The organism is Pseudomonas sp. NUPR-001 (assembly GCF_052147955.1).
Taxonomy (GTDB): domain Bacteria; phylum Pseudomonadota; class Gammaproteobacteria; order Pseudomonadales; family Pseudomonadaceae; genus Aquipseudomonas.
Genome location: NZ_CP197353.1, coordinates 2,534,864 through 2,560,387, shown reverse-complemented (window position 1 = coordinate 2,560,387; position 25,524 = coordinate 2,534,864). Strand labels below are relative to the sequence as shown.

General features: G+C 61.6%; 23 protein-coding genes and 2 pseudogenes. 12 read left to right on the top strand and 13 right to left on the bottom strand.

The window, feature by feature from the left end:
- Positions 1-31 precede the first annotated feature (31 nt).
- The 4 genes from ACP6KB_RS11665 to ACP6KB_RS11650 form a co-directional block, all read right to left on the bottom strand.
- Positions 32-1,390: an outer membrane beta-barrel protein gene (locus ACP6KB_RS11665; protein ID WP_442113869.1), complete on the bottom strand. Its 1,359-nt coding sequence runs from the start codon at positions 1,388-1,390 to the stop codon at positions 32-34.
- A 126-nt stretch (positions 1,391-1,516) separates the two neighbouring features.
- On the bottom strand, positions 1,517-3,283 hold the full coding sequence (locus ACP6KB_RS11660; RefSeq protein WP_442113868.1) for an FAD-dependent monooxygenase: 1,767 nt from the start codon (positions 3,281-3,283) through the stop codon (positions 1,517-1,519).
- A 146-nt stretch (positions 3,284-3,429) separates the two neighbouring features.
- Positions 3,430-4,335 carry a VOC family protein gene (locus tag ACP6KB_RS11655; RefSeq protein WP_442113867.1) on the bottom strand — a complete coding sequence of 302 codons (906 nt, stop codon included), beginning with the start codon at positions 4,333-4,335 and terminating at the stop codon, positions 3,430-3,432.
- 74 nt (positions 4,336-4,409) lie between these two features.
- Positions 4,410-5,243: a fumarylacetoacetate hydrolase family protein gene (locus ACP6KB_RS11650; protein ID WP_442113866.1), complete on the bottom strand. Its 834-nt coding sequence runs from the start codon at positions 5,241-5,243 to the stop codon at positions 4,410-4,412.
- A 174-nt stretch (positions 5,244-5,417) separates the two neighbouring features.
- On the opposite strand from ACP6KB_RS11650, the gene ACP6KB_RS11645 reads away from it, so the two are divergent.
- Together ACP6KB_RS11645 and ACP6KB_RS11640 are read left to right on the top strand one after the other, a co-directional pair.
- On the top strand, positions 5,418-6,122 hold the full coding sequence (locus ACP6KB_RS11645) for a GntR family transcriptional regulator (protein WP_442113865.1): 705 nt from the start codon (positions 5,418-5,420) through the stop codon (positions 6,120-6,122).
- Positions 6,123-6,444: 322 nt separating this feature from the next.
- The gene (locus ACP6KB_RS11640; protein WP_442113864.1) at positions 6,445-7,365 is read left to right on the top strand and encodes a SphA family protein; all 921 of its coding nucleotides are present in this window, start codon (positions 6,445-6,447) and stop codon (positions 7,363-7,365) included.
- Here ACP6KB_RS11640 and ACP6KB_RS11635 read toward each other — a convergent pair.
- The 3 genes from ACP6KB_RS11635 to ACP6KB_RS11625 form a co-directional block, all read right to left on the bottom strand.
- Entirely contained in the window at positions 7,362-8,750 is a 1,389-nt protein-coding gene (locus ACP6KB_RS11635) for an aminotransferase-like domain-containing protein (RefSeq protein ID WP_442113863.1), read from the bottom strand. The two genes, ACP6KB_RS11640 and ACP6KB_RS11635, sit on opposite strands and share 4 nt — an antisense overlap.
- Positions 8,747-10,090: a hypothetical protein gene (locus ACP6KB_RS11630; protein ID WP_442113862.1), complete on the bottom strand. Its 1,344-nt coding sequence runs from the start codon at positions 10,088-10,090 to the stop codon at positions 8,747-8,749. The genes ACP6KB_RS11635 and ACP6KB_RS11630 overlap by 4 nt, the downstream gene beginning before the upstream one ends.
- Positions 10,091-10,802: 712 nt before the next feature.
- Entirely contained in the window at positions 10,803-11,825 is a 1,023-nt protein-coding gene (locus ACP6KB_RS11625; RefSeq protein WP_442113861.1) for a zinc-dependent alcohol dehydrogenase family protein, read from the bottom strand.
- A gap of 199 nt (positions 11,826-12,024) precedes the next feature.
- On the opposite strand from ACP6KB_RS11625, the gene ACP6KB_RS11620 reads away from it, so the two are divergent.
- From ACP6KB_RS11620 to ACP6KB_RS11580, 9 genes and pseudogenes are all read left to right on the top strand, one after another.
- Complete coding sequence (locus ACP6KB_RS11620) at positions 12,025-12,939, top strand: LysR family transcriptional regulator (protein WP_442113860.1); 915 nt, start codon at positions 12,025-12,027, stop codon at positions 12,937-12,939.
- Between the two features lie 95 nt (positions 12,940-13,034).
- Positions 13,035-13,592 carry a transcriptional regulator gene (locus ACP6KB_RS11615; RefSeq protein WP_442113859.1) on the top strand — a complete coding sequence of 186 codons (558 nt, stop codon included), beginning with the start codon at positions 13,035-13,037 and terminating at the stop codon, positions 13,590-13,592.
- 114 nt (positions 13,593-13,706) lie between these two features.
- Positions 13,707-14,267: pseudogene (locus tag ACP6KB_RS11610) on the top strand (HD domain-containing protein); the annotation flags it as partial.
- Positions 14,268-14,774, top strand: coding sequence for a GNAT family N-acetyltransferase (locus tag ACP6KB_RS11605; protein WP_442114295.1), 507 nt, complete (start codon positions 14,268-14,270; stop codon positions 14,772-14,774).
- A gap of 178 nt (positions 14,775-14,952) precedes the next feature.
- Entirely contained in the window at positions 14,953-15,171 is a 219-nt protein-coding gene (locus tag ACP6KB_RS11600; protein ID WP_442113858.1) for a hypothetical protein, read from the top strand.
- Positions 15,172-15,263: 92 nt separating this feature from the next.
- A complete protein-coding gene (locus ACP6KB_RS11595) occupies positions 15,264-16,307 on the top strand; it encodes an acyl-CoA dehydrogenase (RefSeq protein WP_442113857.1) in 1,044 nt (347 codons plus the stop codon).
- On the top strand, positions 16,304-17,047 hold the full coding sequence (locus tag ACP6KB_RS11590; RefSeq protein ID WP_442113856.1) for a PIG-L deacetylase family protein: 744 nt from the start codon (positions 16,304-16,306) through the stop codon (positions 17,045-17,047). Before ACP6KB_RS11595 ends, ACP6KB_RS11590 begins: the two co-directional genes overlap by 4 nt.
- Complete coding sequence (locus tag ACP6KB_RS11585; protein ID WP_442113855.1) at positions 17,044-17,643, top strand: SAM-dependent methyltransferase; 600 nt, start codon at positions 17,044-17,046, stop codon at positions 17,641-17,643. The genes ACP6KB_RS11590 and ACP6KB_RS11585 overlap by 4 nt, the downstream gene beginning before the upstream one ends.
- Entirely contained in the window at positions 17,640-18,299 is a 660-nt protein-coding gene (locus tag ACP6KB_RS11580; RefSeq protein ID WP_442113854.1) for a glycosyltransferase, read from the top strand. The genes ACP6KB_RS11585 and ACP6KB_RS11580 overlap by 4 nt, the downstream gene beginning before the upstream one ends.
- Before the next feature lie 82 nt (positions 18,300-18,381).
- Here ACP6KB_RS11580 and ACP6KB_RS11575 read toward each other — a convergent pair.
- A pseudogene (locus ACP6KB_RS11575) lies at positions 18,382-18,598 on the bottom strand (metallothionein).
- Positions 18,599-18,823: 225 nt separating this feature from the next.
- Between ACP6KB_RS11575 and ligD the strand changes: the two are divergent.
- Positions 18,824-21,319 carry a DNA ligase D gene (ligD, locus tag ACP6KB_RS11570; RefSeq protein ID WP_442113853.1) on the top strand — a complete coding sequence of 832 codons (2,496 nt, stop codon included), beginning with the start codon at positions 18,824-18,826 and terminating at the stop codon, positions 21,317-21,319.
- A gap of 115 nt (positions 21,320-21,434) precedes the next feature.
- Here the strand turns inward: ligD and ku are convergent, their stop codons facing one another.
- From ku to ACP6KB_RS11545, 5 genes are all read right to left on the bottom strand, one after another.
- The gene (gene ku, locus ACP6KB_RS11565; RefSeq protein WP_442113852.1) at positions 21,435-22,217 is read right to left on the bottom strand and encodes a non-homologous end joining protein Ku; all 783 of its coding nucleotides are present in this window, start codon (positions 22,215-22,217) and stop codon (positions 21,435-21,437) included.
- A 133-nt stretch (positions 22,218-22,350) separates the two neighbouring features.
- The gene (locus ACP6KB_RS11560; protein WP_442113851.1) at positions 22,351-23,277 is read right to left on the bottom strand and encodes a hypothetical protein; all 927 of its coding nucleotides are present in this window, start codon (positions 23,275-23,277) and stop codon (positions 22,351-22,353) included.
- Between the two features lie 173 nt (positions 23,278-23,450).
- On the bottom strand, positions 23,451-24,158 hold the full coding sequence (locus ACP6KB_RS11555; protein ID WP_442113850.1) for an anti-sigma factor: 708 nt from the start codon (positions 24,156-24,158) through the stop codon (positions 23,451-23,453).
- Positions 24,155-24,703, bottom strand: a complete 549-nt coding sequence (locus ACP6KB_RS11550; RefSeq protein ID WP_442113849.1) for a sigma-70 family RNA polymerase sigma factor — start codon at positions 24,701-24,703, stop codon at positions 24,155-24,157. The genes ACP6KB_RS11555 and ACP6KB_RS11550 overlap by 4 nt, the downstream gene beginning before the upstream one ends.
- 109 nt (positions 24,704-24,812) lie before the next feature.
- Entirely contained in the window at positions 24,813-25,340 is a 528-nt protein-coding gene (locus ACP6KB_RS11545; RefSeq protein WP_442113848.1) for a DUF3455 domain-containing protein, read from the bottom strand.
- Positions 25,341-25,524 lie beyond the last annotated feature (184 nt).

Genomic DNA, 25,524 nt, shown 5'->3' with positions numbered 1-25,524 from the left:
TCGAGTTACCAGAAGGGGCGGAACAGTCAGCTCAGAAATACACCAGGGCTTCGACCAGGGCGGTCAGCTGGGTACGGTCACGGCCATTGCCGTAGATGCGGTCATGGGCAAGCGGCTCGAACCAGTCGTAGCGCAGCTCCGGGCGGATGCTGATATGGCGCGTGGCGTCCCAGCGCAGACCGACCGTCAGCGCATTGAAATCACCACGGGCACTGCTGGTGGGAAACAGCACGAAAGCATCGCGATCGCGGAAATGTTCGCCGCGGGCGGAGAACGCCAGGTCCTTGCGGTACTGGTAGGTCACCACGCCATTGATACCCCACCAGGACGCGCCGTCGAAGCCCGGGCCGGTGACGATGTCGACAGTGCCGGCCTTGCCATCCCCAGCCTGGCGGCCATACACCAGCTCGCCGCCCATGGACCACTGGCTGTCGAAGGCATGCCAGGCATTCAACGAGTGTTGCTGGCGCAACTGGCCGTCAGCCGAGATCAGCCGCGCAGTGGGCGCCTGCACGTCATCCACGTTATGGTTCTGTTCATCGCCGACCATGAACTCGTAGTCGACCCAGGTCTGCATATCTGCGGTGCGCCAGCGCAAGGCGCCGAGCACCGACTTGCCGTGGTTGTTGTCGCGCAGGTTGTTGCGCCCTTGCACCACGCCCAGCTCGGCGCCGAGCAGGCCGCTTTCGCCGTTGTACAGGCGAGTGCTGGCCAATACCCCGGCCACGGTGCTGGGCTCGGATACGAAGGCGTAGGTTTTGCTGGCAAAAGGGTTGCGCGCCTCACGAATGTTCGGCGGGATCTCATAGCCCAGCGCCGGGCCGAAGATCCCGGCGATCAGGCTGACGCCCGGGCCGTAAGGCAGGTACACCGAGGCGAACAGGTTGGGCGTGGCGACGAATTTTTCGCGGTCACGCTTGGCCTGTTCTGCGTCGTCATCGCCCGGCGAGTTGGCCGGCCAGTGCATGTCCCAGCCATAGGTCCGGGCAAACTGGGCGTTGCGCCCATACAAGGTCTCGATGCTGAAACCGAACGACAGCGCTTCGGGTTTGGGCCCCGGCAAGGGCGTCACCCGTGGCACCACATTGGCCACCAGCGGTTTGTCGATAAACAGGTGCAGCGACGCCAGTTCAAAGCCTTCATCAGAAAAGCCGGTCAATGGCATGTTGCTCAGGCCGTCTTCGCGCTCATCGTGGGTCGAGCGGTTGTTGCGGGCATAACCGACATCCAGCAGCCCGGAAATTCGAATACCGTGATCGCGCTCCAGCTCCGGGCCCAGCAGCCAGCGCGCCAGCGCGCCCTCGCCCGGTTCTTCCACCTCGGCCCTTGCAGTCAAGGTAGCGGCGGCAAGTACGCCCGCCCCCATACATATCATCACTTTCTTCAACATAGCTGCCTCTTGTTGTTGTTTTCAGCGCACAGGCGAGCCCCTTCCTGATGCCCAAGGCTGCAGGAAGGTACGCTCCAGCCAGGCCGTTACCGGCCTGACGGAAGTGGCTCATGAGGAAAGGGAAACTCAGTTGCGGGCCAGGACGGCCTTCAATGCCTGGAGCACGTCCACATCGGCAGCCGGTGACGCGCTTTGCGCACGCCAGGCGACATGATGGTCAGGACGTACCAGTACGCAGCCGTCCTCTGCGACCCAACGCTGGCGCGCCCAGTCGCCGTAGCTGTCGCTGTAGTCCAGGCCCAGGCCAATGCGTCGCACTTGCAGATCGATACCCAGTTCACGGGCTGCCGATACGGCGGCCTGGCACCAGGCATCGCCACCGTGGCCGGTGAGCAAGGTCATGCGCCCGTGGCCGCAGATATCGAGGGTCGACAGCTTGCGCCCGCTGCGGTCATGCAGCCAGGCATGGGGTAAATGCGCACCGGGCCAGGTGGTCGGGTGGTAGTACAGTTCAGGGTCGCGGGTGTAGGCCGGTGCTTCGCTGCCATCGCCCTGGACTGCAGCGCTGGCATAGCGTTGGCCGAGCTCGACGCCGTGGCAATTGAACTGGTAGTGCTGCAACTGGATAGCCTGTTCCAGCGCCGCACGCCGTTCACGACCAGCAGCAGTGTCCGCGTTCAGTTCGTTCAGGCTCGCCCAGCCCTCGGCCTCGCTCTGCCCTGGCTTGAACCCCAGCGCGTTGGAAATCGGCAGCATGTTGCGCACGCTGGCCATGGCCCGGTCTACCACTTGGCGGCCCACCGGCTGACGTTCCTGGCTGTAGCTGTCGAGCAAACCTGGCCCGGCTTCGCCCTTGAGGGTCATGGCCAACTTCCAGGCCAGGTTGTAGGCGTCCTGCACCGAGGTGTTGGTGCCCAGGCCGTTGGCCGGCGGATGGCGGTGCACAGCATCACCACAGCAGAACACCCGGCCTTGGGAATAGCGTTCGGCAACCACGTGGTTGATCTGCCACTTGCTGGTCGCCAGTACTTCCACCGGGAACTCGTCGTCACCGATAACCCGCCGGGCGCGCTCGATCACCGCCGCCTCGCTCAGGTCAGGCTCGCCCTGTGCCGGGTCGTACATGAACAGCATCACCCACTCGTCCCAGGGCCGTACGCAAATAAAGGTGCCACTGCCAACCCAATAGTCGTTGCCAGGCTGCACCATCCAGTACAACACCCCGGGGCGGCTTTCACAGAAGCGTCGCAGGTCGGCGCGCAGCCAGACATTCACCGCGCAGCCCAGGCCCATCTCGCCGTGCAGCGGGATGCCCAGTAGCTCCATCACTCGGCTGCGGGCGCCGTCGGCACCGATCATGTACTGCGCGCGGACGTTGAACTCGCGCCCGGTGCCGCGATCGAGTATGCGCGCCGTCACCCCGTCGGCATCCTGGGTGAAATCCAGCAGCTCATGGTTGAAGCGCATCTCACTGCCGGCGCGCAGTGCCTCGTTGGCCAGAATCGGTTCCATCAGATGCTGGGGGATGTTGCACATCGCCGAGGGGCTGGCCAGTTCATAGTCTGACTTGCGCTCAATGGCATTGCCCCAGGTGAGCAAACGCCCCAGCTCCTGGCCGCTGAAGCCGGTTGCCCAAACGTTGTTGGCCATCAGTTCGTGAGGGCTGGCAGCCGCAACCACCTGCGGCTCGACACCGGCGTCGCGAAACACTTCCATGGTGCGCTGATTGGTGATGTGCGCACGTGGACTGTTGGCCGTCCAGCGGTACTTGTTGACCAACAGGTTTCGAATGCCATAACGCGACAGCAACAAGGAGGCGGTAAGGCCGGATGGGCCGCCCCCTACGATCAGAACAGGAACCTCGATGGTTTCGCAGGTGTTTTGCGACTTCATGGTCGTACTCCGTACTCTTATTCTTGGAAACGCAAAGCCCAGGCCCCGCTCGCCAGGATCAGCAGGCAAGCCGATCCCGCGCCGCCTGCCGGAGGCAAGCGGTGAAAGCGCATGAAATGGGCGTCAGGGTGCAGCTGGCGTGGCGCTCAGCCGCTCGCCTCGGTGTTCTGGATGAAGTAGTCGGGAACGTCAGGCCCCCACAGGTACAGCGAACTCTCGGCCGGGAAGTCACCCGCTGGCCACACGCTGCCAGCCTCGATGAAATCCATCTCCGTGGAGAACTCGCTGAACGACCCCCAGGGATCGCGGACATAGTGGAAAAAGTTCGACCCCAGGCAATGACGACCGGTGCCCCAGCCTTCGATGTAGCCAGCGCGCATCATCTGCTGGGCGCCGTTACCCACTTCGTCGATGCTCGAGACTTCCCAGGCCGCATGGTGAAAGCCTTTGGCGGTACTTTTGGCAAAGGCCACCAGATGATGGTCACAGCCGTGCGGGGCGTGGGTGAAGGCGATGATGTCCTGGGAGCGATCAGACAGCTGCAGCCCCAGCGCCTGCTCATAGAAATCCACGGCCCGCGACACATTGGGAGAAAACAGCAGCACATGGGCCAGGCGTTGCGGGCGCACCTGGCTTACCGTGTCGCGGCTACCGACCGCGCGCACGCCACGCACGCTGAGCGGCGGTTCGGGGCGGGTGTCTGGCATGGTTTTGCGGCCAACCTTGACCTGCAACAGGTTGCCGTCCGGATCGCGGAACCAGAAGCCGTGGCCATCGCCATGGGTGAACAGCGCGCCACTGCGGGCGACCTGCTCTCGCAGTGCCGCGAAGTCGGCCTCGAAGCAATTGAAGCTGATCCACGCCAGCGACTTGCTCGCGCCCGGCAGCAGGCGAGCCCAAAGATGGCCGTCGCCGGCATGCAGCTGCAACTGCCCGTCCTGCTCGCGGACATCCAGGCCGAAGTGTTCGAAGAAATGCCTGCCTTGCTGCAACGACGGCACGAACAGCGCGTAATGATCGATCGAATGCACACCACGACGCGTGATATTCATGATCGTTTCCCTCGTCTTGTTGTTGTCGAAGCCCCGGGACAGGGGCTTCTCTGGTGCGGCGGTAAGGGGCCGGCTCAGGCTTCGTCGACCACCGGGTTGACCAGCACACCGATGCCTTCGATAGACACTTCCACCACATCGCCGGCCTTGAGGTAGACCGGCGGTTTCATGCCGAAACCGACACCGGCCGGGGTGCCGCTGACGATCACGTCACCCGCCTCCAGGGTGACCGCCTCGCTCAGGGTCGCGATGATGGTGGCGACGTCGAACAGCATGTCTTCGGTATTGGCCGACTGCACCACCTTGCCGTTGACCCGGGTCTGCAGCAGCAAGCCCTTGCCTCCCGCTGGCAACTCGTCGGCGGTGACCAGATCAGGGCCGAAGGCGCCGGTGTCATCGAAGTTTTTACCTACGGTCCACTGCGGCGACTTGAATTGATAGTCACGCACCGAGCCTTCGTTGAACAGGGCATATCCGGCCACGCAGTCCAGCGCCTTGTCCTTGGCAATATGCCGCCCGCCTTGCTTGAGCACCACCGCCATCTCGCCTTCGTAGTCCAGGGTGTCGGACACCCGCGGGCGCACCAGCGGCTTGTTGTGGGCGGTCAGGCTGCTGGCAAAACGGGGAAACAGGGTCGGGTAGTCAGGCTGCGCGTAGGGCGATTCTTTGGTGTGGTCGGCATAGTTGAGGCCAACACAGATGATCTTGCCGGGTTTGCGCATCAGCGGCAGGTAGTCCTGCTCGCCGATTTCAACGACCGACCCCTGAGCCGCTGCACCATGGGTGGTCAGGTCCACACCGCGCGCCAGCAACGACTCCAGAGTTTCTTCCCCCAGCACCTTGACGCCTTCAGGGGTACGCACGCCGAGCACCGCGCGGCCTTGGTGTTTGAAAGACACATAACGCATGGATCGTGACCTCTTCTTCTGTTGTTTGGTCACCGTCAGGCACGACGGCATGGCTAAAAACTAAGCTCAAACAAATATACCGTCAACAATAAAATATATTTTCTATCAGATTTTCTACAAAGATCGCTGTGTGTATGATGGCTGCACACCGCTGAAGCACGCTGGGAGTCTGCTATGAATCAACCTGAACGCTGGATGGAGTCGGCCACTGGCGCCGACAAGCGCACCATGGCTTCCCAGCTTGAGATTCGGGTTCGGCAAGACATCATCACCGGGCGTTTGCCGCCGGGCAGCAAGCTGCGGCTGAAGGAACTCGCCGAGTCTTATGACGCCGGGGTGATCCCGCTACGCGAAGCACTGTCACGTCTGGCCGCCACGGGGTTTGTGGTGGCGACCGAGCAGAAGGGCTTCAGCGTTGGCCAGATTTCCGCTGCCGAAATCCGCGACATCACCCGCACGCGCTTGCTGATCGAGTGCCAGACGCTGCGCCTGTCCATCACCCAGGGCGATCTGGACTGGGAAAGTCGCCTGATCGCCTGCCACCACCGCCTGGAGCGCCTGCCGGTGGTTGAAGGCCCGGAAAGAATGCTGCGCCCGGATTGGGAACAGGCGCATGAAGCCTTCCATACCGCCCTGCTCTCAGCCTGCGACTCGCCCTGGCTGATGCGCTTTAGCGGCATGCTTCGCGACCAGACTGCCCGTTACCGGCAGTTGTCGATGCTCTACGCCGGCAGCGTCGACCGTGACGTACCGGGAGAACACCGGGCCTTGCTCGAAGCGGCCCTGGACCGAGACGTAGAACGAGCGTGCGCCTTGCTCAGCGAGCACTACGAGACCACCACCCGCAACGTCCTCAAGCACGAACGCCTGAGCGACTGACACCCTACCCCCCGGTAGGAGCGGGCTTGCCCCGCGATGCAATGCAACTGACACCCCCCAATCAACACCAAGCACCGCTGCCGCAACGGGATGGCCGCATTCCCGTCGAGGACGGATCGCGGGGCAAGCCCGCTCCCACCGTTCCATAAATGGAACGCAGAAGCCCGGCAACACGGATTACGCCCCCCGTTAAAACCCACTAAAGTCATCGGCTATTCGATTCGGCTCGGCACTTGCTTCTGGGGAAAAGCTCTGAAGAGCCGGATGATTCTCGACTCCCTCTCCAACCTGCTTTGATCAACGTCCGACTAGAGACTCATTCATGCGTGCACGACACTTGCCCACCCTCGGCCTGCTCTGGCCGCTGATCAGCCTGCAGGCCCACGCCGACAGCGTCAGCCTGCCGCCCTTGGCGCTGGGCAATACCAGCTTTCTGGACGGCATCACCCAACCCGGCATGCTGTTTGAACTGCCTGTGCAGTACAACCGCAGCAACCAGGCCGTAGACGCGGGCGGCCATTCGGTACCCGGCAAGCAACGGGTACGTAGCGCTAGCGTGGTGCCGCACTTTGCCTATATCAGCGAGCAACGTATCGCTGGGGCCTATTGGGGGGCGGAGGTGCTGTTGCCAATCGTTCACCTGGACCTGGACATCGACGGCGGCCCGCAAGGTACCCGTACCCGCCAGGGCGACCTGGTGGTCAGCCCGCTGCTGTTGCAGTGGGACCCGGTGACGCTGTTCGGCCGTCCCTTCTGGCAGCGCTTGAACTTCGTCTTCACCTTGCCCACCGGCGACTACGACAAGAGCGCGCAGATCAATACCGGCAGCAATGTCTGGACCTTCAACCCGCACTACGCGTTCACCTGGCTGGCCAGCGATCGCCTTGAGTTCAGCGGCCGTCTGCACTACGCCTGGAACAGCCGCAACGACAGCCCGGCCGAGTACCTGCAAGCCAGCGACACTCAACCCGGCGAAGCCGTGCACAGTAACTTTGCCGCTTCCTACGCACTGGACGAGCATTGGCGCGTAGGCCTGGCTGGCTACCACCTCAAGCAAATCAGTGCCGACCGCATCGACGGCCATCGCCAGAAAGACTCCAAGGAACAGGTATTCGGCTTCGGCCCTGGCGTGCGCTATAGCAGCGGAGCGCACACGGTGTTCGCCAACTACTACAGTGAGTCCGGCGCGCGAAATCGCAACGAGGGCGATCAGTTGACCCTGCGCTACCTGCTGGTGTTCTAAGCCAGTTGCAATGCTTCTCGCAACACGCTCAAACCCGCCTGCAGATCATTGTGTGCAGACGGCGGCCACCCCAGGCGCAGGTGCTGACGATAGTCGCCCTGCAGGCTAAACAGTTCGCCAGGGGCGATTACCAAGCCCTGATCGAGCATGCGGTGAAACAGCGGGCGGACATCCAGCGCTGTATGGGCTTGCGCCCAGATGGTGGTACCACCTTCAGGCATCTCGAAATGCAGATGCGGCCCCAGCTGCACCTGCATCTGCCGGTACAGATAGCTGATGCGTTCCTGAAGCCGCAGCCGCGCATGCTCCAAGTGAACGTCAATCCGCCCCTTGGCATACAGGCGAGCCACCGCTTGCTGACGCAACGGTGGCAAGCGAAAGCCGCGGGCCATGAACTGACGGTGCAAATGCCGCGGGCAATGGCGAGCCAGCACATAGGCATAAGGTGCTTCGGCGCCCACCGTGCGCTCCAATGATGAAAACACCAGCAAGCGCTGCGGATCGACACTTTCGCGCAAGAGGGTCTGGGGCGTAGCGGCGAAGCAGTACTCGCTTTCCAGATCATTCTCCAGCAGCCATACCCCATGCTCGCTCAACAACTGTGCAATCGCCTGGTGCTGTGCCAGCGGTTGAAGGCTGCCGTGAGGGCTGTTCAAACGCGCAGCAAGCATGACCATGCGCACCGGCTCACGCTTGAGTACGCTGGCAAAGCGATCAAGATCCAGTGCACCGTCATTGCCCAGTGGCAGTTCAATGACCCGCAACCCGTTGGCCTGCAACACCCTCAGCAAACGCCAGGAACAGGGTGTGCTGACTGCAATCGTACAGCCGTGCAACTCCAGCGCAGCCAGCAAGGTCTCGAACAAGGAGTGCAGATCCAGCGCCAGGTAGACATCCTCGGCATTCCAGTACTGCTGCACGGAGCGGGTATAGCGCGCCGCCAGTGCGGTACGCAATTCCAGATCGCCACAGGGGTGGGCGCAGCCGCCAGGCCTTGGGTTCTGACGCAACAATTGGCGCTCGACGCCCAACAGGCTCGCCTCCAGCGACGGCAAGGATTGCACACCACTGAACGCCAGCATCTGGGGGCTGCTCGCGTGCTGCTGCAGATCTTGCACCATGTCTTCGGCATACAGCGCTTGGGGCATCTGCGTGCCACCCTTGGCAAAATAGCCCGACTTGGGCACTGACTGCACGCGCCCCTCGTGCTCAAGCAATGAATAGGCGTACTGCACCGTCGAAATCGACACTTTCAAGCGCTGGGCCAGATCGCGCAGCGAAGGTAATTTGCTGTAACTACCAGGCGGCATCTGCGCAATCAGTTCCACCAGGTAGCGATACACCGCCTGGTAGGCGAACTCGCTGGTTTTCGTGTGACGCTTCATCTACGAACGCCGACCTGCGAGCCCTCGAACTGAATGTCACTCGCCGCCCACGCCTGCAGATGACGCAGGTCGGCGCCGCGGACCTGCAAGCTGGCCAGCAGGCAATCGGCCGGGCGCTGCGTCAACGGCTGGCGACTGTAGAGGCTTTGCAACATCTCAAGCGGCAAACCGCTGATGTCCACCAGCCACTGTACTACCGGTTCAGGCGCCGGTTGTCCGCGCAGAGCCTTGAGCAAATAAGGCAGCGCAACCAGCATACCCGGATGGCAGCGGCGCAGGAACAGCTCCAGCTTTTGCCCTTGCCCTACAAACGGGCTGAACAGCTGGCACACCAGTTGTGTTTCACTCAGACCATAGGCTCGCTGGGCAAAATCATTGGCCTCGGCGCGCCGTTGCTCAAGCGCAGCGGGTTGCCAGGCATTGAGCAAACGTGCCTGCCGGGCTGCCGACACCCCCTTGCAGCGCATCAGCCTACGGGTTTGCTGCAGATATTCATCGATACCCATGCGGTAACGCGTGTTGTCGACAAATTCGGCGCGCAGCCCTTGCAGGTGCGCCAACAGCAACGGATTGGCCGTTCCTGAGCGCTCGGAGGAAAACGCGTGCTCGTCAAAACGGTACAACAGGAAGCGGTTCAATCGATCACCCTGGCAAGCGTCGCTATCGAATACCAGGTCATCGATCGGGATAAACCGTAACGCGGGCCGGTGGTCAGCATCGGCATCGGCCGCTGTTGGTGGTTGAACAGCCGGACCCTGCCCCTGCAACAGGTCAAGATAGCGCGTGCGCAGCTCGCTCATGCCTTCGAGCAACGAGGTGGCACAACTGTGAATCGGACGAACACCGAGTAAGTCGGCATTGCGCAGCGAACGTCGGCTCCAGGCCAGGTAGCGCCGACGATCGACCAGGCGCTCGGCACAGATGATCGCATCTACGCCGCCTTTCCAGCGCAGCGCCTGAAGTGCCAACTCCGCCAGTTGCCAGCAGCCATGGCTGGCAAAATTCACCGCGCATGGTCCCTCTGTGGTCAGATGCCCGCGCAGCAACCATTCCTGACGCTCTGACTGACGCTGGTCATCGGAGGTCGGGCGGCGATGGTCATAAGGCATCAGCTGGCCGGCATCGAGTACGAGCAAATCGATGCGTGGGTCGTCATGCATGAACAAGCGCGAGAACGTGCTTTCGATATTGGCCACCGCCGTATCGCTCATCCCTGCCTGGCGGACCGTGGCAACCCGTAGCTGAAACGTGCCGGGAGAACGTGCAGCAATGCTCAACTGTGCTGCACGCAGACACGCCAGGGCCTGGGCACTGTGCGGGCTGGTATCGAGCACAAACATCAAGCGCAAATCCCTGATCCGTTCCCCGCCTCCGGCGGTCACAATCAGCCGCTGTATCAACAACTGTAGCGAGGCCTTCTGCGCCTGCGACAAATGTTCAAGTAACCGCTGCAATACTTGCTGATATATATACTGCATGGCCTGATCGTGAATATTGCCCATAACGCCCACCTGAATTCAGTTACGACTACCTGAATAACATTGCTCCTGCACCGTTACTCAATCGCCAGAGATAAGGACCCACCTATTATCCTAAGAACTTTCCTACAAGTTCCTACGTAAGTTTATGAATACGTCGCGCCAACCTGGCACACCGCCGAACAGCTACGTTTGCTGGGGCTTCAACCACACAGACCCCTTCAACCCAGCTCACTCCCTGAGCACACAAACTTCAGGCCATTATCGGCAGTTAGTCGCTGAATAAAAGATACAGAACACTGAAAAAAAACCGTTCAGAACTGAGAATCATCGGCACATAGAACATGCAAAAAACAACAACCGCGGCCAACTTAAAATAACCCAGTCATCCGCATTGCGCAGACCGAACAATTGTTTGAAATGACAAAAATGTATTTGGGGAAATGTCGATCCGGCAGGTTATCGGGAGGGTTTGCGACAACCACGCGCCATCAGGGCGAAGGCACACCAGCACGCTTAAGTCCCAGACAAAACAAACCCGAGCATTGCTCGGGTCTGTTGTTCAATCATTCGCTCAGTCCTGGGCCACTTCCAGCACCAGCCGCCCACCGCAAGGGCACTCGTCCATATAGCGATGCGCTTCAACCACACGTTCGAGGGGATAGACCTTGATGATCTGCGGCGTCAGCAGTTTGTCGGTGGTGAACTGGTTGATGTCACGCAGCGCCCGCTGCAAGGCTACCTGGTCCTGGCTGATGCCCAGCTCTGGCTTGCCCGTGAAGTTGCCAATACAGTGGACGAAGAACTGAATGTTCTTCTGAAACGCGGCACAGGCCGGAAACGGCGTTTGATTACCGCCCTGCAAGCCGTACAGCACCAGGCTGCCACGTGGCGCCAGGACATCGCCGAGCAGCGACATTTGCGGGCCACCCAGGCCATCGAGCACCATGTCGACACCACGGTTCTCGGTGTACTTGTTGATCTGCATAAGCAGGTCTTGCTCTTCGGTGACGATGACCTTGTCTGCGCCTAGCGAGAGCAGATAGTCACGCTCGTCCGCCTCTTTGGTGGCGGCGAACACCTTCAGCCCCAGGGCCTTGCCCATCTGCACAAACGCCGGCCCGGCACAGTGGCTGGCATCGGTGACCAGCGCGGTCTGCCCGGCTTTGGCCCGGGCCAGGTCGACATAGGCGAAGTAGGCAATCAGCATCGGCGTGTAATGCACGCTGGCTTCGATCGGCGTGAGGTGCTGCGGATAGCGGGTTACGGCATTGCGCGGCAGCACGATGATTTCGCCGTACACCGGGTAGTCGTTGGCGCTGGCGGCAGGAAAGCTGGCCACCGCATCCCCCACTGCCAGGTCGTCGACGCCCTCGCCCACGGCAAGCACCACGCCCGCCATTTCATGACCCATCCCCGCCGGCAAGCGTGCCTGGGACGGCGCCAGGTTCTGGCGCCAGAGCACGTCGTACCAACTGATGCCAATCGCCTGAACGCGAATCTGCACCTCGCCGGCAGCCGGCTGCGGCGCGACCTGCTCTTCGATCTTGAGCACCTCGGCCGGGCCGAATTTATGGAAACGGATCATGCGGGACATCGCAAACCTCGCCTAGTGAACCTCTAATACCCTGAACTCTATCCGGGCTTTTGCGGTTAGACCATCCGTGGCCATTAATAGTCAACATGCTTGTCATTGATTGATGGTACTGCCACTGGCAGCAAATTATGCGGTGCAGGGTAACAGCCTTTACCCGTAAGATTCACCCCTGCCCCACACGTCCAGTGAAGTTGAGCCGATGAACCGTAACGACTTGCGCCGCGTCGACCTGAACCTGCTGATCGTCTTCGAGACGTTGATGCACGAACGTAGCGTGACCCGCGCGGCGGAAAAGCTGTTCCTTGGCCAACCGGCCATCAGCGCCGCGCTGTCGCGCCTGCGCAACCTGTTTGACGACCCGTTGTTCGTGCGCACGGGCCGCAGCATGGAACCCTCGGCGCGCGCCGTGGAAATCTTCGCCCTGCTGTCCCCGGCCCTCGACTCGATCTCTACCGCCGTAAGCCGCGCCGCCGATTTCGACCCGGCCACCAGCACCACGGTGTTCCGCATCGGCCTGTCCGACGATGCCGAATTCGCCCTGCTGCCGCAGTTGCTCAAGCGCATCCGCGCCGAAGCCCCGGGCATTGTCCTGGTGGTGCGGCGGGTCAATTACCTGTTGATGCCGGCCCTGCTGGCCAGCGGCGAGATCTCGGTGGGCGTCAGCTGGACCAACGACTTGCCTGCCAACGCCAAGCGCAAGGTGTTGCGCCGCAGCAAACCGAAAGTACTGCGCGCCGACAGCATGCCCGGCAGCCTCAGCCTCGACGACTTCTGCGCCCGTCCCCATGCGCTGGTGTCGTTCGCTGGCGACCTGGGCGGCTTTATGGATGAAATCCTCGAAAAACTCGGGCGCAAACGCCATGTGGTCCTGGCAGTGCCGCAGTTCAATGGTTTGGGCAGCCTGCTCAGCGGCACCGACATCCTCGCCACCGTGCCCGACTACACCGCCGAGGCGCTGACCGCAGCAGGTGGCTTGCGTGCCGAAGACCCGCCACTGGAAGTGTCGAGTTTTGAACTGCACATGGCCTGGCGTGGTTCGCAAGACAACGACCCGGGCGAGCGTTGGTTGCGTTCGCGGATTCAGATGTTTTTTGGTGACCCAGACAGCCTCTAGGGTGGATTTGGCCTCTCAGGTGTACCGGTGAGGCCTTTGCTGAACAGCCCCGAGTCAACCACACTCGCAACTCCATCACTGTCCGGGAGCCCGAAATGCCTGACATGTTGCCAAAGCCTGCGTTACCCGGCATTGCGCTCAGGAGATGGCGTGTGTTGCACCGCGTCAAACAATCCCATGCGGCGCAGTTGTTCAGGGTCACCCAAACAACCATTTCGCGCTGGGAAAGTGGCGTACAGGCCATGAACCCCTTGGCCCAAGCGCAACTTGAGCAACTGCTGGCCACGCGTCTTGATGCCGCCGCTGATCAAGCGTTGGCGCGGCTGGTCAGGGAAAGTTCGCGGCCTGTTCACCTGATCTGTGATCTGACTCATCGCCTGCTGGCGTGCTCCCCCGCTCGCGCAGCAGAGTTCGCCAGCCCGATCAGTGCCCTGCAGGGGCGCTCTCTGTGGCGCTTCGCAACACCCGAAATCATCAGCATGGAATTGAGCCTGGATGAGGCGGGATGGCGAGAAGTCATTGCACCGCCCGCGCTGGAGTTTGCGACCGGCCACAATGACTCTGACATCGTGCCGATCAGCCAGAGCCTGTGTCGCTGGACACGTATCCCCCTCTCGGACGGCACCGCAGCACGCTTGGTAGAAACCCTCTGACTGAGCACGCGCCCTTTGATACGCATATTTTATGCGTGGACGCGCAGCCCCTTCAGGCCTAGCCTGACCTGAACGGCCAACCAGGCAGTACGGACCGACGGAGTCAGCGGGTTTATGGATATCGAAAAGCTCAAAGGACGTCTCGCGTTTCTACGCGAGGCGGAGAAACTCAAGGACGTGCTCAGAAGCGCCCATACCTCTACCGGGCGTACCGAAAGCACTGCAGAACACAGCTGGCGCCTGTGCCTGATGGCGCTGGTTTTCGGCGATCAACTCAGCGGCCTCGATCTGCTGAAAATACTCAAGATGTGCATCATTCACGACCTGGGCGAAGCCATCAGCGGCGACGTTCCCGCCATCCACAAAGCATCGTTTCCCAACAAGAGTCAGCAGGAGCGCAGCGACTTGCTGCGCTTGACCGATGCCGTGGATGAACCGTTAAAAGCTGAGATACTGGCGCTGTGGGATGACTATGAACATGCACTGTCGCCAGAAGCCAAAGCAGTCAAGGCACTCGATAAACTGGAGACATTGCTTCAGCACAACCAGGGCAAAAACCCGCAAGGGTTCGACTACCCCTTCAACCTGACCTACGGCAAGCAATACACCGATGCCGACCCGTTGTTCAAGGCGCTTCGCAGCCTCATCGACCTGGATACCAAAGAAAACATCAACGTGAACATTACAATCCGCAATGAGCAACCCCAAGACTTCGACACCATCACCCGCCTGACTGAAGCGGCGTTCAAGAACGAAGCGCACTCAAGCCACACCGAACACTTCATTATCAATGACCTGCGACGTTGCGGTCAGTTGACCGTCTCCCTGGTGGCGGTAGAGCACGACAACATCATCGGCCATGTCGCGCTTTCTCCAGTACGGATTTCGTCCGGTGCAACGGGTTGGTTTGGCCTCGGCCCGATCTCGGTGTGTCCCGATCGCCAAGGCCAGGGCGTTGGTTCGGCGTTGATGAAGGCTGCCCTGGCCGAGCTGCAGCGGCTCGGCAGTGCAGGTTGTGTGGTACTGGGAGATCCTCGCTACTACAGCCGCTTCGGCTTCACGTGCCACCCAGGCCTGACGCTGCCCGGAGTGCCTCAGGAGTACTTTCAGGCGCTGGCATTTGCGGGTGACGTTCCAACAGGTAGCGTGGCGTATCACCCGGCATTTCAAGCCACCCGTTAGCACTTTCCAGTGCGCAAGACCAACTCTAAGCAGTGATAAGAAAGCTGGATGGGCGCCGTCTGAAAACACGCACGGCACAATCCCTCTACCACTCATCTGTTCGAGTGCACGCGCCCCAACTTTTCGGCCTCGAACCTGTACGGCCCAGATCAACTGGACCCTCACTGGTGAGGTGTGTATGTCTACCGACTCAAGTTTCCGGGACCAACCACAAGGCTCCGACCCGTCCCGTCCACAACAGGATCCGGACAATCCGCAACTGGATCCTGATGATCCCAACAAATACGACCCGTTGAAAAAGCCTGACAGGGAACGCCCCGAAGACTGGATCGATCCAGGAGAACGGATGCCGCCGGAAGCAGACGAGCAGACCCCGCTGTCCGATGACAGGCGCTGACAGCGCAAAACCCGGCCACACGGCCGGGTTTTGTTTTTCCTCCCGTGTTTGCCTGCTCGGAAATCGCCGCGGCCAACGGAGACCAGCACCCCATGAGCATCGTCCAGAACTGCGACCAGGGCCACCTCGACCGTCTGTTAGGCGACTTCGCCCAACGCCCGCAACGTTTGAACCTTGATACCCAATTGCTGGCCCTGATGCAGTTGCTGCAGGCCAACCAGCTCGACTTGCTGCCGCTGCCCGGTCATGGCCATACCCTGCAACGCTGGCAGACCCTGGCGCGAGTTGCTGGCTGCGACCTGGCCCTGGCCAAGCTCTATGAAGGCCACACCGACGCGCAGGCAATCATCGCCGAATGCACGGGCGCTCAACCGGCCAGCAGTGGACTCTGGGGTGTGTGGGCCGCCGAGCCACCGAATGCACGCACCCTGATTGCCGCTCGAGATGGCCAGCGAGTTTTCCTGGAGGGCTGCAAGGCCTGGTGCTCCGGCGCTTTACAGATCGACCGGGCCCTGCTGAGCGCCTGGGACGAAGACGGCCGGCAGCAACTGGTGGCGATCGAGCTAGCCGATCCGAGCCTGCGCCTGGTCACCGAAGACTGGCAGGCAGTCGGCATGGGGATCACCGCCAGTGTCAAAATCCAGTTCAAGCAGACCCCGGCGATGCTGGTCGGCAGGCCTGGGCAATACCTGTCGCGCCCCGGGTTCTGGCATGGCGGTGGCGGCATCGCTGCCTGCTGGTATGGCGCGGCCCAAGCGCTGGCCGACTACCTGCGCGAACATTGTCGGCGCCCCCATGCCGATGCCCATGCCTTCGCCCACCTGGGGGCGGTCGTTGCGGCCTTGTGCGGCGCCGCTACAGCCCTGCGCGCGTGCGCCGCCTGGATCGATGCCCAGCCGGACAGTGACGCTAACTTGCCGGTGCGCAGGCTGCGAGCCCAGGTGGAACAGGCGGTGAATGCAGTGATCAGCCATGTGGGCCGTGCGCTGGGCGCAACGCCTTATTGTTGCAACAGCCACTTTGCCCGGCTCAGTGCCGACCTGCCGGTGTTCCTGCGCCAGAGCCACGCCGAGCGCGATCTGGCCGAGCTGGGTCGGCAGGTGGCCGAGATGCAAGCAGGAGACTGGCCGCTATGAGTCCCCTCCCAACCGCCATCCCCGCCTGCGAACTGCGAACCAGTCGGCAACTGGCCGACGTGCCGCTGCTCGACCCCTTCGCGCTGATGCACTCGACCCGTCGACTGGTGGTGGTTGCGCCGCATCCGGACGACGAGATCCTGATCGGCGGCAGCCTGCTGCCGTGCTTTGCCGGCCGCGAACAGGACCTGCTGATGGTAGCCGTGACCGATGGCGAGGCCAGTCATCCCGGCTCCCGCGTGTGGACACGCGAGGCCTTGCGCCGGCAACGCCCGCAAGAGAGCCGCGAAGCCTTGACCTACCTGGGCTTGAACATAGAACGCCTGCACTGGGTACGGTTGTGTATGCCCGACAGCCAGGTGTCCGCTGATGAAGAGCTGCTCGCAATGCACCTCATGCACCTTCTGCACGCTGGCGACCGGGTGCTCACCACCTGGCGTGGCGACGGCCATTGCGACCATGAGGCAGTGGCACGTGCCTGTGCTGTGGCCTGCCGAGCCTGCGACTGCCTGCTGATGGAAGCACCGGTGTGGGCCTGGGATTGGGCCCACCCGGACGACCCACGTCTGCCCTGGAAACGGGCCTATAAATTGCCACTCGACCGTGTCGGCCAGGTGCGCAAACGGCAGGCGATTCATGCCCATGTGAGTCAGGTGCGTGCCGATGAAAAGCACCCGCCGGTCCTGTCGGCTTGCACCCTGGAGCGCCTCCTGCAGCCTTTCGAACTGGTATTCGTGTGAGCCGGGACGCGCGCTATTTCGAGCAGCTGTTCGTCGGCAACGACGACCCGTGGGCCTTTCGCACGCGCTGGTACGAGAAACGCAAGCGCAACCTGATCATGGCCAGCCTGCCCCGCCAGCGCTACGCGCGGGTGTTCGAACCGGCTTGCGCCAATGGCGAACTCAGCGCCGAGCTGGCCGGACGTTGCGACAGCCTGCTGTGCCAGGACCTGGTGCCGGCGGCGGTGCAACTGGCCTCTCGACGCCTGAGCCAGTGGCCGCATGTTCGCGTGACCCAAGGGCACTTGCCGGAAGACTGGCCTGGCGGCTGCTTCGACCTCATCGTGCTCAGCGAGATCGGCTACTACCTGGATCTCGACCGGTGGCTGCAGGTGTTGAAACTGTCGTTGGCCAGCCTCACCCCCGATGGTGCACTGCTGGCCTGCCATTGGCTGCACCCGATCAAAGGTTGCGAGCTCGATGGCCGTGCCGTGCACCTGTTGATAGAGCGGCAACTGCCGCTGTTTCGCCTGCTGCGCCACGAGGAACCGGACTTTCTGCTCGAGTACTGGGGCTGCCAACCCCGTGCGATCGATCTGGAGGAACCCTGTGAATGATCGCCGTTATCGTCCCTGCGCATAATGAGGCCGAGTACCTCGGGCCTTGCCTGAAGGCCCTGCGAATCGCCGCCGAATGTACCGCGTCGGCGGGCGAACCGGTGCGGGTACTGGTGGTATTGGACGACTGCAACGATGCCAGCGCGTGCGTGGCCAAAGCCCATCACGTGGAGATTCTTACGGTCCAACTGCGTAACGTCGGCGCGGCCCGTCGCGCCGGTGCTGCACTCATGCTAGCCCAAGGGGCACGCTGGCTGGCCTGCACCGACGCCGACAGCCGCGTACCGGCGCACTGGCTCAGCTGTCAGCTGGCGTTTGCCGCCGATGTAGTCTGTGGCTCGGTGCATATCGAACATTGGCAGCCTCACCAGGACGCGTCCCTGCGCCAGCGCTACCTGGCGCACTACCAGATGCAGGAGGGACATCGGCACATCCATGGGGCCAATCTTGGCGTCTGCGCCCAAGCGTATCAACGGGTCGGCGGCTTTCGGCCACTGGCGCTGCACGAAGATGTGCAGTTGGTTAATGACCTGCAACAAAGCGGCGCGCGGATCGTCTGGACCGCGCGCAACAGTGTCTCGACCAGCAGTCGCAGCGACAGCCGGGCACGGGGTGGATTTGGCGATTTCCTCACCGAGCTGGGCGCTGCGCCCTGACCGCTCGGCCTCGGCCAGGCGCGCAGTGACTGCGAGCGCAACAACGGCACTTGGCCAACTCACTGAGCCCCCGGCGAGCACCTCAAAGTGATCGCGCATCACTCACCGGAAAAGTCTCGCTCAGTGCTTGTTTTCGGCTGGCCCGTGTCGCCGCAGGTGCAGTCGGCCATGCGGCACGGCTCACCGTTGCGGTGTCCGCTCGCGCACGCCTCGCAGCAATACGCCCGACCATCCTGAACCACGGCATTCGCGTCCACGGAGCAGGAACATTGGGGGCAGGAACACTGTTGTTCGTTCATCTTTTTTCTCCCGTCATTTTCAGAACCGATGTTGTCCGTTCTTGGCTGATCGTCGAGTAATACCGAACAGCCCAGTGCGGCTTCATTCGGTCGACTACCCAGCAGGGGAATTGATTCAACGTTTCTTCCTGAGTGGCTGGTTCGGGTGTGCCATGCACTTTTTTGAACTACGCACAGCCCTGTCGCCTCACAACTCAAAGACCCTGAATCGCTTCGGAGCCAGTCATGACCAAGCCCTTGCAGGAGTACCAGCGCAAGCGCGATTTCGATGCCACGCCCGAGCCCGCTGGCAAGCGTGGCCGCGCGCCTCAGCCCCATGCGCTGCAGTACTGCATCCAGAAGCACGACGCCAGCCACCTGCACTACGACTTGCGCCTGGAACTGGACGGCACCCTGAAAAGCTGGGCGCTTCCCAAAGGGCCGTCGCTCGACCCCAAGGTCCGCCGTCTGGCGGTGCATGTGGAGGACCACCCACTCGACTATGCCAACTTCGAAGGCCATATTCCGCAAGGCCATTACGGTGCCGGTGACGTGATCGTCTGGGACCGTGGCATCTGGGAACCTGAAGGCGACCCACGCGCAGCCTATGCCAAAGGCAAACTGCGCTTTCGCCTGCAAGGCGAGAAACTGACGGGCTTCTGGAACCTGTTCCGTACCCGCCTGGCCGGCAAGCAGGAGCAGTGGATGCTGGTCAAGTCCGACGATGAACAGGCTCGCAGCGAAACCCAGTACAGCATCGTCGAGGCACTACCGGACAGTGTCCTGAGTGATCGCACGCTAGTGCCCCGCCACGCCGCCAAGGCCGCAGCCCCAGCCCCAGCCCCAGCCCGCCAGCGCAGCGTAAAAAGCAGCACCCGCGATCTACCGAAATGCCTGCAGCCGCAACTGGCCACCTTGGTCGACTCACCTCCCGGCGGTGACTGGCGCTACGAGGTCAAGTTCGACGGCTACCGTATCCTGGCCCGCATCGACAACGACGACGTGCGCCTGTTCACCCGCAATGGTCATGATTGGAGCGCGAAGATGCCTCATCAGGTCGCCGCGCTGAAGGCGCTGCAGCTGGATTCGGCCTGGCTGGACGGTGAGATGGTGGTGGTAGACGAGCATGGCGTGGCCGACTTCCAGGCCTTGCAGAACGCCTTCGACAGCGGGCACGACGAGCACCTCGTGTATTACCTGTTCGACCTGCCCTACCTGGGCGGCCAAGACTTACGCCAGGTGCCGCTGCAGCAGCGGCGAAGCACTCTGGCACAGCTGCTCGGCCAGCATGAGTCGCCGATTCTGAGGTTCTCTGCCGATTTCGATCAGACGGCTGAGTCGCTGCTCGACAGTGCCTGCCGCCTGGGGCTCGAGGGACTGATCGGCAAGCGGGCCGACAGTCCCTATGTGGGCCGACGCAGCAGTGATTGGATCAAGCTCAAATGCAAGCAGCGCCAGGAGTTCGTGATCGTCGGTTACACCGACCCCAAGGGCAGCCGCAACAGCTTCGGCGCCCTGCTGCTGGCCTTGCACGACAGCGAAAGCGGTCAGTTGCGCTATGCGGGCAAGGTGGGCACAGGCTTCAGCGCCACCACGTTGGACAACATTTTTGCCCGCCTGCAGCCGCTGCACATCGACGCCCCACCATTGGCCAAACCACCGAGCGGCGCCGAGGTGCGGGGTGTGCACTGGCTCAAACCAGCGTTGCTGGCCGAAGTGGCCTACGCCCAGATAACCCGCGAAGGTAGTGTGCGCCACGCGGTGTTCCATGGCTTGCGTGACGATAAGCCGGCCACCGCCATCGGTCTTGAGCGAACACAGCCGGCCAAGCCCGCAACCAAAGGCCAGGAGCTGCCAATGGGCAACCTGCACCTGACCCACCCGGAGCGCGTCATCGATGCCACCAGCGGCATCACCAAGCGCCAGGTCACCGAGTATTACGCCCGGGTCGCCCATTGGCTGCTACCGCAGCTCAAGCACCGGCCCGTGGCGCTGGTCCGCGCACCGGACGGCCTGGGTGGCGAACTGTTCTTCCAGAAAAACGCCAGCCAGCTGCACATCCCCAAGTTGGTCAGCTACAGCAAAACCCAGGCCGGACAACCGGCCATGCTGTTCAATAACACCGAGAGCCTGCTCGGCGCGGTGCAAATGAACATGCTCGAACTGCATACCTGGAACGCCACCGACACCAACTTCGACAAGCCCGACCGTTTCATCCTCGACCTCGACCCCGACCCCGCGCTGCCGTGGAGGGCCATGCTCGAAGCCACCCAGCTCACGCTTACCTTGCTTGATGAGTTGGGCCTGAAGGCATTTCTCAAGACCAGTGGCGGCAAGGGCATGCACCTGGTGATACCGCTCACCCGGCGGGCTGGATGGGATGAGGTGAAGGATTTCAGCCACGCCATCGTCAACTACCTGGCGGCGCTGTTCCCGGAGCGTCTGAGCGCGGTATCCGGGCCGAAAAACCGGGTTGGGCGGATCTTCATCGACTACCTGCGCAACAGCAAGGGCGCGACCACCGTGGCCGCCTACTCGCTGCGGGCTCGTGAAGGCCTGCCGGTTTCGGTGCCGATCTGGCGCGAAGAATTGCTTGAGCTCAAAGGTGCCAACCAATGGCACATCGGCAACCTGCAGGAGCGGCTGGCGGCGATCGACGATCCTTGGGCCGAACTACCTAAAGTCCGCCAGTCGATCACCGTGCGCATGCACAAGCAACTGGGAGCTGGCCAACACCGGTAGGAGCGGGCTTGCCCCGCGATTGCGGTTTGTCAGGCATGTCGCTTCGCGGGGCAAGCCCGCTCCCACAGAGGGTGCAAAACAGTTGCCACAGGATGAGCAATACCGTTGTTTCCGCCTACGCCTTTCCCCTCAGGCTACGTTTGAGCAGCTCGGTGAGATCGATAATGTCCGCGCCGGCGCGCTGTCCTTTATCCACCGTCTCGATCTTGCCCTTGCTGGCTTTCTCTTCCACCAGGTCGAGAATGGTTTGGCGAAAGACATCGTGGTATGCCTGCGGGGACCACGCTCCACTCATGTCTTTGACCAGGCGCTTGGCCATGTCCAGCTCACGCTTGTCGAGTTTGGCGGCGGTTACGCTCTTGTCCAGCTCCAGCGATTCCAGGCCGCGTACTTCCTCGGGCCAACGCAGGGTGATCAGCACCAGCGCCTGCTCCAGCGAACGCAGCAACGCCAAATGCTGGCGGGTGTGTAGCACGACGGTGGCCAGGGCTACCTTGCCAGTGCTTTCCAGGGTTTCGCGCAGCAAGGCGTAAACCTTTCCGCCACCGCGGTCGGGACTCAGGTAGTAAGGTGTATCGAAGTGCTGCAGGGGAATGTCACCGGCCTCGACGAAGGAGAAGATGTCGATGGTCTGCGTCGCTTCGGGACGCGCATTGCGGATCTCTTCCTCGCTGATCACCACGTAGCGGCCCTTCTCGTATTCCACGCCCTTGACGACGTTGTCCTTGTCGATGTCCTTGCCGGTGACCTTATTCACCCGTTTGTAGCCCACCGGGTCCATGCTGCGCTTATCGAGCCAGTCGAAATCCACACGCCCGGTGCGCACTGCCGTGTTGAGCGAAACAGGGATGTGCACCAGCCCAAAGCTGATTGCACCCTTCCAGATAGCCCGCGTCATAGTGACCTCCTGCGTATCAACGCCCCCGTTACTCTATGACCACGGATTGCCACCAGTGACGCCAATCAATTCGTCAACGAAACCCCCGAACGACAGGTAGGAGCGGGCTTGCCCCGCGATTGCGGCGTATCAATCACCTCACATCGCGAGGCAAACCCACGCCCACAAACCTTCTGCGAATCAGCAACACCAACCCCAGCGAAAATGCCGAGTTGGCCAGTGTCGCAACCGGCAGCAGTTGCACCGACTCCTGCGGAAAGACAAACGCCAGCAAGGGAAAGGCATAGGCTGCGGGCATACGCATCTTCAGGCTATGCAGCAGCAAGAAGACAATCACCATGTCCAGTGCCACCACCAACACCCAGTTCTGGACAACGGCGTACAGAATCACACCGATAGCCGCAGACGCCGTTAGTACCAGCACTTGCTTGACCATCATCTTGCCGTTGTACATGCCCATCTGCAGCGACTCATAGATAACAACAGCTACTGGCGGGATCAGCGCCATATGCGGATGGCCACCGAACACCGCCAGCGCCAACCAAAGCAGCATGATGCACACATAGGTGCCCATCATCCGATAGTCCACGTTGCTCTGCCGATCGGCTGAGGTCTTCATGCGCAGCAGCACCACACCGGCCATCAGAATGGCGCTGGTCAACACGATAGAGAGTACGAAAGACCACTCCACCGCGTTGGTCACAATGGGTAAAAACCCAGTCGCCAAGGCGGGCGCCAGGCTGTAACGCGCCACCACGAAGAACGCCAGCATCAGAACCAGGGCTAACACCAGCTTGCCGGCATAGGGTATGGACAGAACGTTGATGCCAAAGCCCATCAGCGCGGTCAAAGACGGCCAGAGAAAAATCTTCTCCGGATGGCGCATCCAGCGCTGATCCCGGTATGCCCACAATGCCACCGCCATCGCGGCGATTTCCGGCAGCACTACTTCAGGATCCGACCAAAAAGCGGCCGCGCCGACCATCAAGACAATCAAGACAAATGCACCCAGGTAGGAAAGCGCATTTTCACGAGGACTGAGCTGAACTGTTGTTTGCATAATTCTCTGGAGCCATTGAGTCGGTAGTCAGGCTGAGGTGCAACGTTGTTGGCAAGCGTTGCACGTCGACAGAGCGCAGCGTGAGGTTTGCCATCGCAGGAAGGTCAAGGGGATATTCTTCACCTGATACGATGCCGTGCACGTCATTGCATTGCCTCACGCAATGGCACTGCTCAAATCACCTTCACGGCACGACCAATGAACTTCACAGGCCCTGTTGGGCGGCCACTTGCCGACCCGCCGGCTTTCTCCAGCGTCAGTTCAAACAGCTGATTCGGCTCAAGCGGTGGAAGGCTGCCTATCGGCACGCGATAGGGCTCACCCGGTTTGACCAGCCCCAGGGAAACAGGTGCGCGCCACTGCTCTGCCTTGGTCCAGAACTGCAGTGTCATGCCTTCAGGCACATCGTCCTGGCCAAGGGGAATCAGTTCGATCATGCGCGCATCATTGGCTTGCACCACCCAGCCCGGAGCCTGCCCCGTCGGCGCGACCAGCACGACCAGATACGTGGTTGCCGGTGGTGCCTGGGTGAACAGGGCCACTGCCAGCAGCAAGCTGGCGGCCAGCCCGACGGCGCTCAGCCCTTGCCACAGGCCCAGTCGTTGCCACCCACTGTCAGGCCGCTGTTTGCCGGGGTAAAGCGCTTCAAGACTACGTTCGATCCGGCCCCACAAGCGGCTGCTGGGTTCGATCGGCTGCGCTTGCGCGGTCAATGCCAACAGGCGGGCTTCCCAGGCATCGACAGCGGCACGTAACGCTGGCTCTTTTTCCAGCCGTTCACGCAGGGCAGCACGTTGATCACCGCTCAAAGTCCCCAGCACATACTCCGCCGCCAGGTCATCCAGGTCTTCGGCGTATTCATCGCCAGCGTTGCGCTTCATGCCATGCACTCCCGCAAGGCCTTGAGACTGCGTTTGATCCAGGCTTTTACCGTGCCCAGTGGCGCACCTAACAAGGTGGCAATCTCGGCATTGCTACAGCCGTCGACATAAGCATGCAAAATACAGCGCTGCGGTGCCGGCTGCAGACGCTCAAGGCAGCGGTAGATCTTCGTTGAACCAGACCACAGGTGCAGCTCGTCAACCTCCACAGGCAGCGGCAGTAATTCGCTAATAGCGGTTTCGTCCAGAAGAGTTTCTCTTCGGCGGTCGCGCACGAAGTTCAGCGCCAGATGCCGGGTGATACTGTAAATCCAGCCGCGCGCAGAACCGCGTGCCGGCTCAAAGCTGTCGGCACGCGTCCAAATCTTGATGAAGGCGTCATGAACGATATCTTCAGCCGTGCCCTGGTCGCGCGCAATGCGCCGGGCGACGCCCAGCAAGCGTGCCCCTTCATGTTCATACAGCGCCTGTAAAGCGCGGCGGTCGCCCTGCGCACACGCCGCTAGACAACCCTCGAAGTCAAAAGGAGCAACAGGCGAATTCAATGGACGGTCATTCCTTTGTCATGAGCCCCGGACGACGCCCCTGCCTGTCGCGCAGGGACTCGCCTAGGAGCGTAGATGATCAATTGCAGGGCGTCTGCTCAGGCGACCTTCACTTGGCGGTCCAGAATACGTAGTCGGCTTGGTACTTGACCACCTGCTGAGCACCTTTGTTCTGCGCAGTGCAGTCCATCGAAGGCGCGACCCCACCACGGGTCGCAAGGCGCTGAATGTAGCTGACCCCTTGCATGGCGCCGCTGCCTTGCGCGGGGTTGGCCTTGACCAGTTGATACGGCAAATCCCCCTTGGCTGCGGGGGCCACGGCAAGCTGGGTGCCTGTTACTGTCGAACCATCCTTGGCCTGCCAGGTGGCCGGCGGGCCGAAATAATTCCCCACAGGCTTGCCGCTACGGTCGTTGAGCACTGCCTTGGGACCGACAAAAAACCATTCGGTCTGACCGGGCGCATTGGCTTTGTCACGGCACTCGTAGGTGATATCACCGACGCCAACGGTTTCCAGGCTAATGGCGTGGCCGTCGGGTACTTTGATCGCATCCGGAACACCCATTTGGGCATGGGCGGAGGGTAACGCGAGTACCAGGCAAGCGCTGAACAGGAAGCAAGCGGACGTGATGTTCATGAGGTGTACTCCTGAAGGGTCATTGGTTGGGCAATCACAGACTGCCTATCAACTACTACCCACCAACTGCTGTTGTGGATGCATCGGTGCAAAAATTGATTTCCTACGCCAACGCCAACAGCTACCTGGACACCCAACAAAAGGAAAACCAGCTGTAACACCAACGGCATCCGCGCACCAGATT

Excerpts from the sequence above, each read along its gene's own strand:
- ACP6KB_RS11665 (WP_442113869.1), bottom strand. The coding sequence starts at position 1,390 with ATGTTGAAGAAAGTGATGATATGTATGGGGGCGGGCGTACTTGCCGCC.
- ACP6KB_RS11660 (WP_442113868.1), bottom strand. The coding sequence starts at position 3,283 with ATGAAGTCGCAAAACACCTGCGAAACCATCGAGGTTCCTGTTCTGATC.
- ACP6KB_RS11655 (WP_442113867.1), bottom strand. The coding sequence starts at position 4,335 with ATGAATATCACGCGTCGTGGTGTGCATTCGATCGATCATTACGCGCTG.
- ACP6KB_RS11650 (WP_442113866.1), bottom strand. The coding sequence starts at position 5,243 with ATGCGTTATGTGTCTTTCAAACACCAAGGCCGCGCGGTGCTCGGCGTG.
- ACP6KB_RS11645 (WP_442113865.1), top strand. The coding sequence starts at position 5,418 with ATGAATCAACCTGAACGCTGGATGGAGTCGGCCACTGGCGCCGACAAG.
- ACP6KB_RS11640 (WP_442113864.1), top strand. The coding sequence starts at position 6,445 with ATGCGTGCACGACACTTGCCCACCCTCGGCCTGCTCTGGCCGCTGATC.
- ACP6KB_RS11635 (WP_442113863.1), bottom strand. The coding sequence starts at position 8,750 with ATGAAGCGTCACACGAAAACCAGCGAGTTCGCCTACCAGGCGGTGTAT.
- ACP6KB_RS11630 (WP_442113862.1), bottom strand. The coding sequence starts at position 10,090 with ATGTTTGTGCTCGATACCAGCCCGCACAGTGCCCAGGCCCTGGCGTGT.
- ACP6KB_RS11625 (WP_442113861.1), bottom strand. The coding sequence starts at position 11,825 with ATGTCCCGCATGATCCGTTTCCATAAATTCGGCCCGGCCGAGGTGCTC.
- ACP6KB_RS11620 (WP_442113860.1), top strand. The coding sequence starts at position 12,025 with ATGAACCGTAACGACTTGCGCCGCGTCGACCTGAACCTGCTGATCGTC.
- ACP6KB_RS11615 (WP_442113859.1), top strand. The coding sequence starts at position 13,035 with ATGCCTGACATGTTGCCAAAGCCTGCGTTACCCGGCATTGCGCTCAGG.
- ACP6KB_RS11600 (WP_442113858.1), top strand. The coding sequence starts at position 14,953 with ATGTCTACCGACTCAAGTTTCCGGGACCAACCACAAGGCTCCGACCCG.
- ACP6KB_RS11595 (WP_442113857.1), top strand. The coding sequence starts at position 15,264 with ATGAGCATCGTCCAGAACTGCGACCAGGGCCACCTCGACCGTCTGTTA.
- ACP6KB_RS11590 (WP_442113856.1), top strand. The coding sequence starts at position 16,304 with ATGAGTCCCCTCCCAACCGCCATCCCCGCCTGCGAACTGCGAACCAGT.
- ACP6KB_RS11580 (WP_442113854.1), top strand. The coding sequence starts at position 17,640 with ATGATCGCCGTTATCGTCCCTGCGCATAATGAGGCCGAGTACCTCGGG.
- ligD (WP_442113853.1), top strand. The coding sequence starts at position 18,824 with ATGACCAAGCCCTTGCAGGAGTACCAGCGCAAGCGCGATTTCGATGCC.
- ku (WP_442113852.1), bottom strand. The coding sequence starts at position 22,217 with ATGACGCGGGCTATCTGGAAGGGTGCAATCAGCTTTGGGCTGGTGCAC.
- ACP6KB_RS11560 (WP_442113851.1), bottom strand. The coding sequence starts at position 23,277 with ATGCAAACAACAGTTCAGCTCAGTCCTCGTGAAAATGCGCTTTCCTAC.
- ACP6KB_RS11555 (WP_442113850.1), bottom strand. The coding sequence starts at position 24,158 with ATGAAGCGCAACGCTGGCGATGAATACGCCGAAGACCTGGATGACCTG.
- ACP6KB_RS11545 (WP_442113848.1), bottom strand. The coding sequence starts at position 25,340 with ATGAACATCACGTCCGCTTGCTTCCTGTTCAGCGCTTGCCTGGTACTC.